Source organism: Kitasatospora sp. MAA19 (genome assembly GCF_029894125.1).
Lineage (GTDB): Bacteria > Actinomycetota > Actinomycetes > Streptomycetales > Streptomycetaceae > Kitasatospora.
Genome location: NZ_JARXYZ010000004.1, coordinates 13,230 through 27,793 on the forward strand (window position 1 = coordinate 13,230; position 14,564 = coordinate 27,793).

Below are 14,564 nucleotides of genomic sequence, written 5' to 3' on the forward strand. Positions count from 1 at the left end.
AGGCCGGTTCAGGCCTTCTCGTTGACCCAGCTCATCAGCGAGCGCAGCTTCTTGCCGGTGGTCTCCAGCAGGTGGTCCTCGTCGGCCTTCTTGTACTCGTTGTACTTGGGCAGACCGGCCTTGTACTCGGCGATCCAGGTGTTGGCGAAGGTGCCGTCCTGGATCTCGGCGAGGACCTTCTTCATCTCGGCCTTGGTGGCGTCGGTGATGATGCGCGGGCCGGTGACGTAGTCGCCCCACTCGGCGGTCTCGGAGACCGACCAGCGCATCTTCTCCAGGCCGCCCTCGTACATCAGGTCGACGATGAGCTTCAGCTCGTGCAGGCACTCGAAGTAGGCGATCTCCGGCTGGTAGCCGGCCTCGACCAGGGTCTCGAACCCGGCCTTCACCAGGGCGGCGGTGCCACCGCAGAGGACGGCCTGCTCACCGAACAGGTCGGTCTCGGTCTCCTCGGTGAAGGTGGTCTTGATGACGCCGGCCTTGGTGGCGCCCAGGCCCTTGGCGTAGGACAGCGCCAGGTCGAAGGCCTTGCCGGAGGCGTCCTGCTCGACGGCGACGATCGCGGGGACGCCGCGGCCCTCCTCGTACTGGCGGCGGACCAGGTGGCCCGGGCCCTTCGGGGCGACCATGCAGACGTCGACGTCCGCCGGGGGCTTGATGAAGCCGAAGCGGATGTTCAGGCCGTGGCCGAAGAACAGGGCGTCGCCGGCCTTCAGGTGCGGGGCGATGTCGGCCTCGTAGACGTCGGCCTGGATCGGGTCCGGCACCAGGATCATGATGACGTCGGCCTCGGCCGCGGCCTCGGCCGGGGTGACGACGCGCAGGCCGGCCTCCTCCGCCTTGGCGCGGGAGGTGGACTCCGGCTTCAGGCCGACCCGGACGTCGGCGCCCGAGTCGCGCAGGGACAGCGCGTGGGCGTGGCCCTGGCTGCCGTAGCCGATGACCGCGACCTTGCGGCCCTGGATGATGGACAGGTCGGCGTCGTCTTCGTAGAACAGCTCGGCCACGGGGGCACATCTCCTTGCGTGATGGTTGCCGGGTACGCGCTCTCTACCGTAGGCGTACTGGCGGGGGTGTGGGTCGGTGCTTCAGGGGGTGAGACGGTCGGAGTCTCGGGGCTGTCAGGCGCTGCGGTCGAGGGCGCGCAGCGAGCGGTCCGTGATCGAACGGGCGCCGCGCCCGATGGCGACCAGGCCGGACTGGACCAACTCCTTGATGCCGTAAGGCTCCAGCATCCGGAGCATGGCCTCCAGCTTGTCCGAGCTGCCGGTGGCCTCGATGGTCACCGCGTCGGGCGACACGTCGACGGTCTTGGCACGGAACAGCTGGACGATCTCGACGATCTGCGACCGGGTCTCGTTGTCGGCGCGGACCTTCACCAGGACCAGTTCCCGCTGGATCGCAGCGGACTGGTCGAGTTCGACGATCTTTATCACGTTCACGAGCTTGTTGAGCTGCTTGGTGACCTGTTCCAGCGGGAGGTCCTCGACGTTGACCACGATGGTCATCCGGGACACGTCCGGATGCTCGGTCGGGCCGACGGCGAGGGAGTCGATGTTGAAGCCCCGACGGGAGAACAGCGCGGCGATGCGGGCGAGCACGCCGGGCTTGTTCTCGACCAGGACGGAGAGGGTGTGCTTGGACATGGGGTTCCTCAGTCACATGAGGGGCCCGGCGTAGCCGGCCGTAAGAAGGGTGGCGGTGGGCGGGGGGCCTCAGTCGAGGTCGTCGCCGAAGTCGGGGCGGACGCCCTTGGCGAACTGGATCTCGTCGTTGCTGGTGCCGGCGGCGACCATCGGCCAGACCATGGCGTCCTGGTGGACGATGAAGTCGATGACGACCGGGCGGTCGTTGATCTCCATCGCCTGCTTGATGACGGCGTCGAGGTCCTCGGGGCGCTCGCAGCGCAGGCCGACGCAGCCCATCGCCTCGGACAGCAGGACGAAGTCGGGGATCCGGGTGCCCTGGGCCGGCGGCGCGATGCCGTCGTGGTCGGGGCCGGCGTGCAGCACGGTGTTGGAGTAGCGCTGGTTGTAGAACAGCGTCTGCCACTGGCGGACCATGCCGAGCGAGCCGTTGTTGATGACCGCGACCTTGATCGGGATGTCGTTCAGGGCGCAGGTGACCAGCTCCTGGTTGGTCATCTGGAAGCAGCCGTCACCGTCGATCGCCCACACCACGGTGTCCGGGCGGCCGGCCTTGGCGCCCATCGCGGCCGGGACGGCGTAGCCCATGGTGCCCGCGCCGCCCGAGTTGAGCCAGGTGCCCGGCTTCTCGAACTGGATGAACTGCGAGCTCCACATCTGGTGCTGGCCGACGCCCGCGGCGTAGACCGCCTCCGGGCCGACCAGCCGGCCGATCCGCTCGATGACCTGCTGCGGGGACAGCTGGCCGCCGGGGGCCGGCTCGTAGCCCAGCGGGTAGGTCCGCTTCCACTCGTCGAGCTTCTCCCACCACTCCGCGTAGTCGCTCTTGTGGCCGGCGTCGAACTCGGCCTGGACGGCCACGATCAGGTCGGCCAGCACCTCGCGGGCGTCACCGACGATCGGCACGTCGGCGGGGCGGTTCTTGCCGATCTCGGCCGGGTCGATGTCCGCGTGGACGACCTTGGCGTACGGGGCGAAGCTGTCCAGCTTGCCGGTGACGCGGTCGTCGAAGCGGGCGCCGAGGGTGAACAGCAGGTCGGCCTTCTGCAGCGCGGTGACCGCCGGGACGGTGCCGTGCATGCCGGGCATGCCCAGGTGCTGCGGGTGGCTGTCGGGAAAGGCGCCGAGCGCCATCAGGGTGGTGACCACGGGGGCGCCGGTCAGCTCGGCGAGGATCCGCAGCTCGGCCGTGGCCTGAGCCTTGATCACGCCGCCGCCGACGTACAGCACCGGGCGCTTGGCGCCCACCAGCAGCTTCGCGGCCTCGCGGATCTGCTTGGCGTGCGGCTTGGTGACCGGGCGGTAGCCGGGCAGCGAGGTCTCGACCGGCCAGCGGAAGGTGGTGGTGGCCTGCAGGGCGTCCTTGGCGATGTCGACCAGGACCGGGCCGGGGCGGCCGGTGGCGGCGATGTGGAACGCCTCGGCGATCACCCGGGGGATCTCGGCCGGGTCGGTGACCAGGTAGTTGTGCTTGGTGATCGGCATCGTGATGCCGCAGATGTCCGCCTCCTGGAAGGCGTCGGTGCCGATCGCCTTGGAGGAGACCTGACCGGTGATCGCGACGATCGGCACCGAGTCCATGTAGGCGTCGGCGATCGGGGTCACCAGGTTGGTCGCGCCCGGTCCGGAGGTGGCCATGCAGACCCCGACCCGGCCGGTGGCCTGGGCGTAGCCGGTGGCGGCGTGGCCGGCGCCCTGCTCGTGCCGGACCAGGATGTGGCGCACCTTGGACGAATCCATCAGCGGGTCGTACGCGGGAAGGATGGCCCCGCCCGGGATGCCGAAGACGGTGTCCGCGCCTACGGCCTCCAGGGAGCGGATGAGCGACTGGGCGCCGGTCATGGTTTCGACGACGTGCTGGGGAGCGGGAGCGTGTGCGGCCGGGGTGTCCCCGCGGCGGGGGGATGCGGCGTGCTCAGTCATCTGCCTGTCTCTTCTCGGATTTTGCCGGCCCGGTGGTTGCGGGCCCCGTGGTGCGAGGGGGGTCCCGGTTTCGGGCCGATCGCCGGCTCTGCCTCAATCGTCCCGCTTCCTCCCCGCGAGTCGGGGCGGATCGGGCGGTCGGGGCCAGGGGTCTTGCGGTGGTGGAACAGCGTCAGTGCAACAAAAAACCCCTCGTGCCAAGGGCATGCGAGGGGTGGCGCGTCGGTCTGTCACAAGCGGGGCGTGTGAGCCCGCTCAGCCGACGCGCCCGCCAAGTACGAGAATTCGGGTGCGCATGGCAACGACCCTCCTCCTGACCGGGGGCACGTGTCAAGCAGGTGGGATGACCGTCTCGCCATGCGGACCTGGTCCTGGACCGGTCGCCGCGCGGTGTTCGGGCAGGTCGGGGGCACCGTGGTGATGTACGACACGCCCCCCGCCGCCCTCCCCGCAGCCACCCGTCCGGGTCTCTGCGGCGAGGTACGCGCGCCGGGCCGAGACCGAGCCGAGCGGCCTCGGCAGCGGGTAGCCGCGGCGCACCAGCGCCCGGCGCAGCCGGGTCTCGTCCAGCGGCGGCGCGAAGGCCGAACCCTGGCCCTGGCGGCAGCCCAGCTCCTGGAGCGCGGCCACCTGGCGGGGCAGGTCCACCCCCTCGGCGGCGGTGACCAGACCGAGGTCGCGGCCGAGCCGCAGGGCGTGCCCGGCGAGCGTGCGGCTGAGGGCGGACTCCCCGAGGTCCTGCACCAGCGTGCGGTCCAGCTTGAGCCCGTCGAGGGGCAGCCGGGCCAGCTCGCCGAGCGAACCGCTGCCGGCGCCGTAGCCGGCCAGCACGGTGGTGACCCCGAGCCGGCGCAACGCGGCCAGCCGGCGGCCGAGTTCGTCGGCAAGCGAGTCCGGACCCATCCGGGCCACCTCGATCACCAGCTCGCCGGCCGGCAGCCGGCTGTCGCGCAGCGCCGCGGCCACCGTCTCGTACAGGCCGGGCGTGCAGAGCCGCTCGGTGGAGAGCCGGACCGAGACCGGGACGGGAGCGGGGGCCGTGCGGTTGCGGCCGGACTGACCGCGCCGGGCGGCGGCGGCCGTCACCGCCTCCTGGATCAGCCAGCGGGAGAACCGGGTGGCCGCGTCGCCGTGCTCGGCCGAGCGCAGGAACTCGGCCGGGGTGAGCAGCAGGTCGCCCGCCGAGCGCCAGCGGGCCTGCGCCTCGACGCCGGTCACCGCGCCGCTGCCGAGGTCCACCACGGGCTGGTGGAGCAGGGTGAAGCCGCCCTCCCGGACGGCGATCCGCAGCCGTTCCTCCAGTTCGGTGCGGCGCTCCAGGTCGGCCCGCATCGCCGGGGTGTAGAGCACCACCCGGCCCTTGCCCTCGGACTTGGCCCGGTACATCGCGAGATCGGCGTTGCGCATCAGCTCGTCGGTGGCCGCCCGCGGGTCGGCGGCCGGGCCGCGTTCGGGGGTGCCGAAGGCGATGCCGATGCTGGCGGCGACGCCGAGTTCGGCGCCGCCGATCCAGTACGGCTCGGAGAGCGCGATCCGCAGCCGCTCGGCGAGTTCCTGGACCTGGAGCCGGCCGAGCGGGCCGCAGACCAGTGCGGCGAACTCGTCGCCGCCGAACCGGGCGACGGTGTCCCCGCAGCGGACGGCGCCCTGGAGCCGACGGGCGGCCTGCACCAGCAGTTCGTCGCCGACCTGGTGGCCGGCGGTGTCGTTGACCGCCTTGAAGCCGTCCAGGTCGAGGAAGAGCACCGCGACCCCGGCGCCGGCCTCGCCCTGCTGGCCACGGGCGCCGAGGGCGGCCCACAGCCGCTGGGCGAACAGCGCCCGGTTGGGCAGGTCGGTGAGCGGGTCGTGGAAGGCGTTGTGCTGCAACTGGGCCTGGAGTATCACCCGTTCGGTGACGTCCCGGCTGTTGAGGAGCAGCCCGTCGCGGTGCCGGCTGACCGTCGACTCGACGTGCAGCCACTCGCCGCCGCCGGAGCTGATCCGGCACTCCACCCGGGCGGACGGTTCGGCGGCACCCGGGGAGCGGTGGGCGGTGAGCCGGACCCTCGCCAGGTAGCGGCGGACCTCGGCGAGCACCCGGTCCACGTCCTCGGGGTGGACCAGATCCAGCAGGTTGCCGCCGACCAGTTCCTCCGGGTCCCGCCCGTAGACGCCGAGCGCGGCCGGGGAGACGTAGGAGAGCACGCCGTTGGCGCCGGCGATCATGATGACGTCGCTGGAGCCCTGCACCAGGGAGCGGAAGTGCGCCTCCTTGTGGGCGAGTTCCTGGGCGAGCGACAGGTTGTCCAGCAGCATCACACCCTGGCGCAGGATGAGCGCCAGGCCGACGGTGCAGGCGGCCGCGGCCACCACCCGGTCCAACTCCCGCCCGCCCAGCGCGTTGTAGAGGATTCCGGCGGTGCACACCGCGGCGGCCGCGTACGGGGTGAGCGCGCTGAAGGTGGTGGCGACCCGGCGGCGCGGCAGGCCGCCGACCGAGGGGTGCTCGCGCAGCGGGCGGCGCCAGCGCGGCGACCAGGGCGCCCAGGCCAGCAGCAGGCTGCCGGAGAACCAGCCGGCGTCCAGCAGTTCGCCCGAGTGGTAGTCGCTGCGCAGCTCCGGGGAGGTGAACAGGGCGTCGCACAGGACGGTGACGGCGAGCGCGACCATCGCGGTGTGCACGGCGGCCCGGTTGCCGTCCCGACCACCGAAACGCAGTCCGACCACCAGGCTGACCAGCAGGATGTCCAGCACCGGGTAGGCCAGGTTGAGGGCCAGGCGCAGCGGCGAGCCGTCCTCGCCGGCGGCGATCCGGCCGAGTGCCAGGCTCCAGCTGAGGGTGAACAGCGAGCCGGCGATCAGCCAGCCGTCGAGCAGCAGGCAGAGCCAGCCGGCGGCGGAGCGCGGGCGCTGGGCGAGCACCAGGACACCGGTGATGGCGAGCGGGGAGAACAGCAGGAAGGCGTACTCGGCGAGCGAGTCCTGCGGCAACGGGGTGCGGGCGACGAGTTCGTACCAGCCCCAGGTGCCGTTGCCGAAGGCCACCACGAGCGAGGAGAGGCCGAACAGCAGCCACGCCGTTCGGGCGTGCCCGCCGACCGTGCAGCCGTACACCAGGCAGGACAGTGCGGCCGCGAGGGCCGCCGCGGCCAGGCCGAAGTCGCCCATGAAGATGGAGAGTTGTGGCGATCCCCAGCCGGTGGAGGCGCCCAGGGCGTAGGCCAGACAGAGTGCGCCCAGGACGAGGCCGGGCAGGGCGCGGCTCCCCCGGAGCCGGCGCAGCGGGCCGCGCCGGTCGGGTGCGGACACGCCGGGAACGGACGGGTCGGCGGGCGGCACGCCCGGCCGTCCGGCACCGGGCCGCACCGTATCGGTGGAGCTCACTCGACCTCTCCCCCTCCGACCCGAGGCCCGGCGCCCCGGCCACGGGCCGCCGGCCGCGCATCCCTTGGCCGTACGCGGTGGCCTGGCGCCCCGTCAGGACGGCGGCCCAGGGGGTGGGCGGCCTTCCGGTCGCCGCACCGCACCGATGTTCCCGATCGGGACCCTACACCAAATCCGTCACTCAATGACACGCACACTCAACTTAGAGTAATGGCGCGAGGGTGGGGAAATACACCTGATTCCGGCGGATCGGCCCGGTTGGCGGCGGCGCTCGGCCGGGGGCTCACGCGGCGCGCACAGGAGCACGTGACGGCGCCCGGCCGCCGGGCCCCGGACCGGCGACGGTCGGGGGCCCGGCGCCGGGCGCGTGGATCAGCGGACGGCCGGGGTCAGATCGTCCGGGAACAGCCGCAGCCGGTGCGCCAGCGCGGCCGCCTCGCCCCGGCCGGTGACCGCGAGCTTGCCCAGGATGTTGGAGACGTGCACGCTCGCGGTCTTCGGAGAGATGTACAGCTCCTCCGCGATCTGCCGGTTGGTCCAGCCGCGTGCGAGCAATCGGAGCACGTCCCGCTCACGGGGGGTGAGGCCGAAGGACTCCCCGGCGGGCGGGGGCACGGCCGGCCCGGCGGCCGGGCGTGCGGCCGGCGCCGGGGTCAGCGTCAGCCCGGCCCGGTCGGCCAGCCCCGCGATCTCCGCCAGTAGCGGGCGGTCGCCCCGGACGGTGGCCAGCTCCCGCGCCTCGCGCAGCAGTTCGGTCCCGGCCTCGCGCCGCCCGGCCTGCACCTCGGCCTCGCCGGCCCGCAGCAGGGCCGCCGCCAGCGGGTACGGCAGCCCGGTCGGCCGCAGCGCGGCGACCGCGGCGGCCCACTGCGCCGGGGTGTCGGCGGCCTCGGCGCGGGCCAGCTCGCCCTCCAGCAGTCGGGCCCAGCCGTGGTGCAGCGGCGCCCGCGGCCGGAGCCGGGTGGCCGCCTCGGCGATCGCGGCCAGCACCTCGGCCCGGCCCGCCGCGGCCTCCGGCAGGCCCCGGCTGTCCGCCTCCACCGCGGCGGCCTCGACCAGCAGCGGGTACACGTCGGACTCGTGGCCGAGCCTCCCCTCCTCCGCCAGCGCGGCGAGCAGTTCCTCCCGGGCCTCCAGCGGCCGCCCGCCGAGCGCGGCGACCCGCACCGCCAGTCGGCTGATCGGCATGCTGTGCTGGAGCTGGCCGACCCGGTTGGCCGACCGGGCCTGCGCCAGCACGGTCGCCGCGCCGGCCAGGTCGCCGCGCAGCACGGCGAGGTCGCCGCGCATCCGGTCCAGGAACTCGGCGTGGGTGCCGGTCAGGCTGGTCAGCTCGCAGGCGGCGAGCACCTCCTCGGCCTCCGCGGCCCGCCCGAGGTCGGTCAGCGCCTCGGCCAGGTTGCCGGTCAGGATGGTGCCGATGTTGCGCAGCAGGCCGTTGCCGTCCGCGAAGACCAGGCCCTCGCGGGCCAGCGCCACCGCCTCCTCGGCCCGGCCCAGCCCGCGCTGCAGGCTGGCCAGGTTGTTGACGCCGCGCAGCAGCAGGTCGGGCACGCCCAGCCGGCGGGCCGTCTCGACCGCCCCGGCCAGTTCGGCCAGCCCGCCCTCGGCGTCGCCCTGCACGTCGTACCGCAGGCCGCCGAGCGTCATCCGGGCGTGCACCTCGACGGAGTGCGCACCGACCTCCTGGGCGATCCGGATCGCCCGCTCGGCGAGTCCGAGGTGCTCGGGGCCGGGCTTCTTGAGCATCGCCACCCCGGCGCCGAGCGCGAACACCTCGGCCTGGACGGCGGACGGCGGCAGGTGGTCGACCAGCCGGTGCGCGTACAGGATCTCCTCGTCGTCCCCGGAGCGGCGCAGATTGCCCAGCATCCGGGCCCGGTTGATCCGGAACCAGGCCGCGCGCACCGGGTGCACCGTCTCGTCGACCAGCCGCAGCCCCCGCCTGGCGAGGCTCAGTCCGCGCTCGCGGTCGCCGCAGCGCCGGGCCGCGACCACCGCCTCGGCCAGGACGTCGATCAGCTGGATCCGGTCGCAGTCCTCGTCGGCGGTGCTGTGGTCGCAGGAGCCCGGCGGGTAGGTCTCGGCCCAGTCGTACGGGCGCAGGGTGTGCGCCAGCACCTCCTCGGAGACCATGTCCCACAGCTCCAGGGCGCGTTCCAGCATGCCCAGTTGCTCGGCGAAGGCGTTGCGGCGCCGGGCCGCGCGGGCGGCGTCCAGGGCGGTCGGCAGGGCGCGGGCCGGATCGTGCGCGTGGTACCAGTAGTTGGCCAGCCGGGCGGGCAGGGCGTCACAGGAGACCAGGTGCGGCTGCGCCTCCACGGCGAGCGCGAACTTGCGGTTGATCCGGTGCCGCTCGCCGGGCAGCAGGTCGTCCGAGACGGCCTCGCGGACCAGCGCGTGCCGGAAGCGGTAGCCCTCGCCGTCGCTGTCCGGGCGCAGGATGTTGGCGCCGACGGCCGCCCGCAGCGCCTCGATCAGCGCCTCCTCGTCGTCGTCCAGGACGGCCGCCAGCAGGGCGTGTTCGACGTGCGAGCCGCCCTCGGCGGCGATCCGCACCACCCGCTGGGCCTCCTCGTCCAGGGTCTCCACCCGGACCAGCAGGATGTCGCGCAGCGAATCGGTGAGTCCGGCGCCGCAGCCGTCCTCGAAGGCGGTGGCCAACTCCTCGACGAAGAACGGGTTCCCCTCGGAGCGGCGGTGGATGCGGTCCACCAGCTTCCGGTCGGGGTCGGCGGTGCCGAGGATGCCGGCCAGCTGGGCGGCGACCTCGCCGCGGCCGAACCGCTCCAGCTCCAGCCGCTGGACGGTGCGCAGCCGTTCGAGCTCGGCCAGGAAGGGGCGCAGCGGGTGCCGACGGTGCAGGTCGTCGGAGCGGTAGGTGGCGACCAGCAGCACCCGGGAGCGGTGCAGGGTGCGGACCAGGAAGGCGAGCAGCTCGCGGGTGGAGCGGTCGGACCAGTGCAGGTCCTCGACGGCGAAAACGAGGGTACGCTCCGCGCCGAGCCGCTCGAACAGCCTCGCGGTGTGCTCGAACAGCCGGGCCCGGCCATACTCGTCGTTCGGCTCGCCGTCGGCCTCGCCGAACTCGGGCAGCAGCCGGGCCAGATGCCCCTCGCTGCCGGCGGCCGCGGCCTCCAGCTCTGCGCCCAGCGAGCGGTGCAGTCGACGCAGCGCGCCGGCCAGCGGGGCGTACGGCAGGCCCTCGGCGCCGATCTCCAGACAGCCGCCGAGCGTGGTGACCGCTCCCCCGTCGCCGGCCCGCTTCAGGAACTCCTCCAGCAGGCGGGTCTTGCCGACGCCCGCCTCGCCGCCGATCAGCACGGCCTGCGGGCTGCCGGAGCCGGCCCGGCGCAGCGCGTCGGTCAGTTCGGTGATCTCGCTGCCGCGGCCGACGAAGACGGGACTCACCGATATCTGCTGCATGGAGGCGAGCATGCCATAGCCGGAGCCGGCGGGCCGAGCGGATATCCCGCCCCGTGGACGCCCGGAGGGGGAGGCGCTCCCCCGCAGCGCCTCCCCCTCGGACGTTCCCTCGGCACCGTCGTGGTGCCGGTCCGTCAGCATTCCGGCTGACGCACGGGGCGCCGCTGGAAGCGGGCGGCCACCGGACGCTGCCGCAGGCGGCGCGCCTCCTTGGCCTCGCGTACCAGGCGCTGGTGCTCGGCGCGGGCGGCAAGCTCGTGGGCCTGCTGCTGGATGAGCTCGTACTCGATCACTTCGGTTCCCCTTGTGGGTCTCACTGCGTTTCGCTGTCGAGTAAGAGCTTCCTCTCCCAGCGGGGGGTGCCACATCGGAAGCCCTACCGATCTTCCGGGCCCCGGATGCCTTAGATCGGGGCCCGGGGGACGACAAAGGCCCGGTCTTACCTCGATACAGAGGTGAGACCGGGCCTTAGGCCTTACTTAGAGGGCCTTAGATGCCTTAGGCGCCTTAGGAACCTCAGACAGAGGCGCCCAGCGCCTACTGTCCTTCCACGCCCAGCCGCTCCAGGATCAGATCCTTGACGCGGGCCGCGTCGGCCTGGCCGCGGGTGGCCTTCATGACCGCGCCGACCAGCGCGCCGACCGCCGCGACCTTGCCGTCGCGGATCTTGGCGGCGATCGCCTCGTTGTCGGCGATGGCCTGGTCGACGGCGGCGCCGAGCGCGGAGTCGTCCGAGACGACGGCCAGGCCGCGCTTCTCGACGACCTCGTCCGGCTCGCCCTCGCCGGCCAGCACGGCCTCGATGACCTGGCGGGCCAGCTTGTCGTTCAGCTTGCCCTCGGCGACCAGCGCGGTGACCCGGGCGACCTGCGCCGGGGTGATCGGCTGCTCGCTCAGCTCGGTGCCGGTCTCGTTGGCCCGGCGGGCCAGCTCGCCCATCCACCACTTGCGGGCCTGGTCGGCCGGGGCGCCGGCGGCGATGGTCTCCAGGATCGGCTCGACGGCGCCGGCGTTCAGCACCGACTGCATGTCCTTGTCGGACAGGCCCCACTCGGCCTGCAGCCGCGCCCGGCGCACCCGCGGCAGCTCCGGCAGGCCGGCGCGCAGCTCCTCGACCCACGCGCGGGCGGGGGCGATCGGCACCAGGTCCGGCTCGGGGAAGTAGCGGTAGTCCTCGGCGTTGTCCTTGATCCGGCCCGAGGTGGTGGAGCCGTCCTCCTCGTGGAAGTGCCGGGTCTCCTGGACGATCGTGCCGCCGTCGGTCAGCACGGTGGCGTGCCGCTGGATCTCGAACCGGGCGGCCCGCTCCACGCTGCGCAGCGAGTTGACGTTCTTGGTCTCCGAGCGGGTGCCGAAGGTCTCGGTGCCGTTGGGGCGCAGCGACAGGTTGACGTCGCAGCGCATCTGGCCCTTGTCCATCCGGGCCTCGGAGACGCCCAGCGCCTTGATCAGCTCACGCAGTTCGGCGACGTACGCCTTGGCGACCTCGGGGGCGCGCTCGCCGGCGCCGACGATCGGCTTGGTGACGATCTCGATCAGCGGGATGCCGGCCCGGTTGTAGTCGAGCAGCGAGTGGGTGGCGCCGTGGATGCGGCCGGTGGCGCCGCCGACGTGGCTGGACTTGCCGGTGTCCTCCTCCATGTGGGCGCGCTCGATCTCCACGCGGAAGGTCGAGCCGTCCTCCAGCTGCACGTCGAGGTAGCCGTTGAAGGCGATCGGCTCGTCGTACTGCGAGGTCTGGAAGTTCTTGGGCATGTCCGGGTAGAAGTAGTTCTTCCGAGCGAACCGGCACCACTCGGCGATCTCGCAGTTCAGCGCCAGGCCGATCTTGACGGCCGACTCCACGCCGATCGCGTTGACCACCGGCAGCGAGCCCGGCAGGCCCAGGCAGGTCGGGCAGGTCTGGCTGTTCGGCTCGGCGCCCAGCTCGGTCGAGCAACCGCAGAACATCTTGGTCTTGGTACCCAGCTCGACGTGGACCTCAAGGCCCATCACCGGGTCGTACGACGCGAGAGCGTCCTCGTAGGAGACCAGGTTCATGACGCTCACAGCGTCCCCTTCACTAAAAGACTTGGGAGGTACGGGCCCGGCCGCCGCTCGCACGGGGCCGGGCCGGGGCGCTCAGCTCAGCCCAGCAGTACGTCGTCGGAGCCGAGCCGGCGCAGCTCGCGCACCAGCAGGGCGGTGCCGGTGATCAGCGCGGCGGCGCCGACCAGGGCGTTGACCAGCTTGAGGGTGTCGCTCTCCTCGCGGGCCTTGCGGACGTCCTTGACCACGGAGACCGCGCCGAAGGCGCTGCTGCCGATGGACAGCCAGAGACCGGGCTTCGAGTGCTTGAAACCCTTGAGCGAAGCGGACTGGGCCTTGGCCTTCTCGATCTTGCTCACAGAGCCGGTGCCTCCTCCAGCAGGGTGTGCCCCCACTTGTCGTTGAGTGCGGCCTCGACGGCGCCGCCCACCCGGTACAGGCGGTCGTCCGCCATCGCGGGCGCGATGATCTGCAGGCCGACCGGGAGATTGTCCTCCGGGGCCAGACCGACCGGCAGCGACATGGCCGCGTTGCCCGCGAGGTTCGACGGGATCGTGCAGAGGTCGGCCAGGTACATCGCCATCGGGTCGTCGGCGCGCTCGCCGATCGGGAAGGCGGTGGTCGGCGTGGTCGGCGAGACCAGCACGTCCACGCCCGCGAAGGCGGCGTCGAAGTCGCGCGAGATGAGGGTGCGGACCTTCTGGGCCGAGCCGTAGTAGGCGTCGTAGTAGCCCGAGGAGAGGGCGTAGGTGCCCAGGATGATGCGACGCTTGACCTCGTCGCCGAAGCCGGCCTCGCGGGTCAGCGCGGTGACCTCCTCGGCCGAGCGCGAGCCGTCGTCGCCCACCCGCAGGCCGTAGCGCATCGCGTCGAAGCGGGCCAGGTTGGACGAGCACTCGCTGGGCGCGATCAGGTAGTACGCCGGCAGCGCCAGGGTGAAGGACGGGCAGGAGACCTCGACGACCTCGGCGCCCAGCTCGCGCAGCAGCTCCACCGACTCGTTGAAGCGCTGCATCACGCCGGTCTGGTAGCCCTCGCCGGCGAACTCCTTGACCACGCCGATCCGCATGCCGCGCACGTCGCGCAGCTTCGCGGCCTCGACCACGGCCGGGACGGGCGCGTCGATCGAGGTGGAGTCCAGCGGGTCGTGCCCGGCGATGGCCTCGTGCAGCAGCGCCGCGTCCAGCACGGTGCGGGCGCACGGGCCGCCCTGGTCCAGCGAGGACGAGAAGGCGACCAGGCCGTAGCGGGACACCGAGCCGTAGGTCGGCTTGACGCCGACGGTGCCGGTGACTGCGCCGGGCTGGCGGATCGAGCCGCCGGTGTCGGTGCCGATCGCCAGCGGGGCCTCGAAGGCGGCCAGCGCCGCGGCCGAGCCGCCGCCGGAGCCGCCGGGGATACGGGAGAGGTCCCACGGGTTGCCGGTCGGGCCGTAGGCGGAGTTCTCGGTGGAGGAGCCCATCGCGAACTCGTCCATGTTGGTCTTGCCGAGGATGACGACGCCGGCGTCCTTGAGACGGCTGGTCAGCGTGGCGTCGTACGGCGGGATCCAGCCTTCGAGGATCTTGGAGCCGCAGGTGGTCGGGATGCCCTCGGTGGTGAAGACGTCCTTCAGCGCGAGCGGGACGCCGGCCAGCGGGCCCAGCTCCTCGCCCTTGGCGCGCTTCTCATCGACGGCCCTGGCGGCCTTCAGCGCGCCCTCGGTGTCCACGTGCAGGAAGGCGTTGACCTTCTTGTCGACGGCGTCGATGCGGTCCAGGTGCGCCTGCGCGACCTCGACGGCGGACACCTCGCCCTTGGCGATGGCGGAGGCCGTCTCGGCGGCGGTGTAACGGATCAGCTCGGTCATCTCGGTCAGTCCTCCCCGAGGATCTGCGGCACACGGAAACGCTGCTCCTCGGCGGCCGGAGCGCCGGACAGCGCCTGGTCCGGGGTGAGCGACGGCCGCACCTCGTCCGCGCGCATGACGTTGGTCAGCGGGAGCGGGTGGGAGGTCGGCGGGACGTCCTGTCCGGCGACCTCGGAAACGCGGGCGACCGCGCCGATGATCACGTCGAGCTGCTCGGCGAAGTGGTCCAGCTCTTCGGGCTTCAGCTCAAGACGCGACAGCCGGGCGAGGTGGGCGACCTCCTCGCGCGTGATGCCAGGCATGCAGCGATCCTCAGGGTGAGTTCT

Annotated in this window: 10 protein-coding genes; all 10 read right to left on the minus strand. The window is 72.7% G+C overall.

The annotated features are described in order from the left end of the window. Window positions 1-8: 8 nt before the first annotated feature. The 10 genes from ilvC to gatC all read right to left on the minus strand — a co-directional run bounded on the left by ilvC (window position 9) and on the right by gatC (window position 14,540). Window positions 9-1,007: a ketol-acid reductoisomerase gene (gene ilvC, locus P3T27_RS08120; protein WP_280675837.1), complete on the minus strand. Its 999-nt coding sequence runs from the start codon at window positions 1,005-1,007 to the stop codon at window positions 9-11. A 114-nt stretch (window positions 1,008-1,121) separates the two neighbouring features. Then, the gene (ilvN, locus tag P3T27_RS08125; RefSeq protein ID WP_030302941.1) at window positions 1,122-1,646 is read right to left on the minus strand and encodes an acetolactate synthase small subunit; all 525 of its coding nucleotides are present in this window, start codon (window positions 1,644-1,646) and stop codon (window positions 1,122-1,124) included. 69 nt (window positions 1,647-1,715) lie between these two features. Then, window positions 1,716-3,569, minus strand: a complete 1,854-nt coding sequence (locus tag P3T27_RS08130) for an acetolactate synthase large subunit (protein WP_280675843.1) — start codon at window positions 3,567-3,569, stop codon at window positions 1,716-1,718. Between the two features lie 330 nt (window positions 3,570-3,899). Further along, window positions 3,900-6,833: an EAL domain-containing protein gene (locus P3T27_RS08135; RefSeq protein WP_280676584.1), complete on the minus strand. Its 2,934-nt coding sequence runs from the start codon at window positions 6,831-6,833 to the stop codon at window positions 3,900-3,902. Window positions 6,834-7,307: 474 nt separating this feature from the next. Further along, complete coding sequence (locus P3T27_RS08140) at window positions 7,308-10,361, minus strand: helix-turn-helix transcriptional regulator (RefSeq protein WP_280675845.1); 3,054 nt, start codon at window positions 10,359-10,361, stop codon at window positions 7,308-7,310. Window positions 10,362-10,495: 134 nt separating this feature from the next. Further along, the gene (locus P3T27_RS08145) at window positions 10,496-10,654 is read right to left on the minus strand and encodes a hypothetical protein (protein WP_280675847.1); all 159 of its coding nucleotides are present in this window, start codon (window positions 10,652-10,654) and stop codon (window positions 10,496-10,498) included. 244 nt (window positions 10,655-10,898) lie between these two features. Further along, entirely contained in the window at window positions 10,899-12,410 is a 1,512-nt protein-coding gene (gene gatB / locus P3T27_RS08150) for an Asp-tRNA(Asn)/Glu-tRNA(Gln) amidotransferase subunit GatB (protein WP_280675849.1), read from the minus strand. 77 nt (window positions 12,411-12,487) lie between these two features. Further along, window positions 12,488-12,748 carry a hypothetical protein gene (locus tag P3T27_RS08155; RefSeq protein ID WP_280675851.1) on the minus strand — a complete coding sequence of 87 codons (261 nt, stop codon included), beginning with the start codon at window positions 12,746-12,748 and terminating at the stop codon, window positions 12,488-12,490. After that, window positions 12,745-14,238 carry an Asp-tRNA(Asn)/Glu-tRNA(Gln) amidotransferase subunit GatA gene (gene gatA / locus P3T27_RS08160; RefSeq protein WP_280675853.1) on the minus strand — a complete coding sequence of 498 codons (1,494 nt, stop codon included), beginning with the start codon at window positions 14,236-14,238 and terminating at the stop codon, window positions 12,745-12,747. The genes P3T27_RS08155 and gatA overlap by 4 nt, the downstream gene beginning before the upstream one ends. Window positions 14,239-14,243: 5 nt before the next feature. After that, window positions 14,244-14,540 carry an Asp-tRNA(Asn)/Glu-tRNA(Gln) amidotransferase subunit GatC gene (gene gatC / locus P3T27_RS08165; RefSeq protein ID WP_280675855.1) on the minus strand — a complete coding sequence of 99 codons (297 nt, stop codon included), beginning with the start codon at window positions 14,538-14,540 and terminating at the stop codon, window positions 14,244-14,246. Window positions 14,541-14,564: the final 24 nt, after the last annotated feature.

Excerpts from the sequence above, each read along its gene's own strand:
- ilvN (WP_030302941.1), bottom strand. The coding sequence starts at position 1,646 with ATGTCCAAGCACACCCTCTCCGTCCTGGTCGAGAACAAGCCCGGCGTG.
- P3T27_RS08130 (WP_280675843.1), bottom strand. The coding sequence starts at position 3,569 with ATGACTGAGCACGCCGCATCCCCCCGCCGCGGGGACACCCCGGCCGCA.
- P3T27_RS08140 (WP_280675845.1), bottom strand. The coding sequence starts at position 10,361 with ATGCAGCAGATATCGGTGAGTCCCGTCTTCGTCGGCCGCGGCAGCGAG.
- gatA (WP_280675853.1), bottom strand. The coding sequence starts at position 14,238 with ATGACCGAGCTGATCCGTTACACCGCCGCCGAGACGGCCTCCGCCATC.
- gatC (WP_280675855.1), bottom strand. The coding sequence starts at position 14,540 with ATGCCTGGCATCACGCGCGAGGAGGTCGCCCACCTCGCCCGGCTGTCG.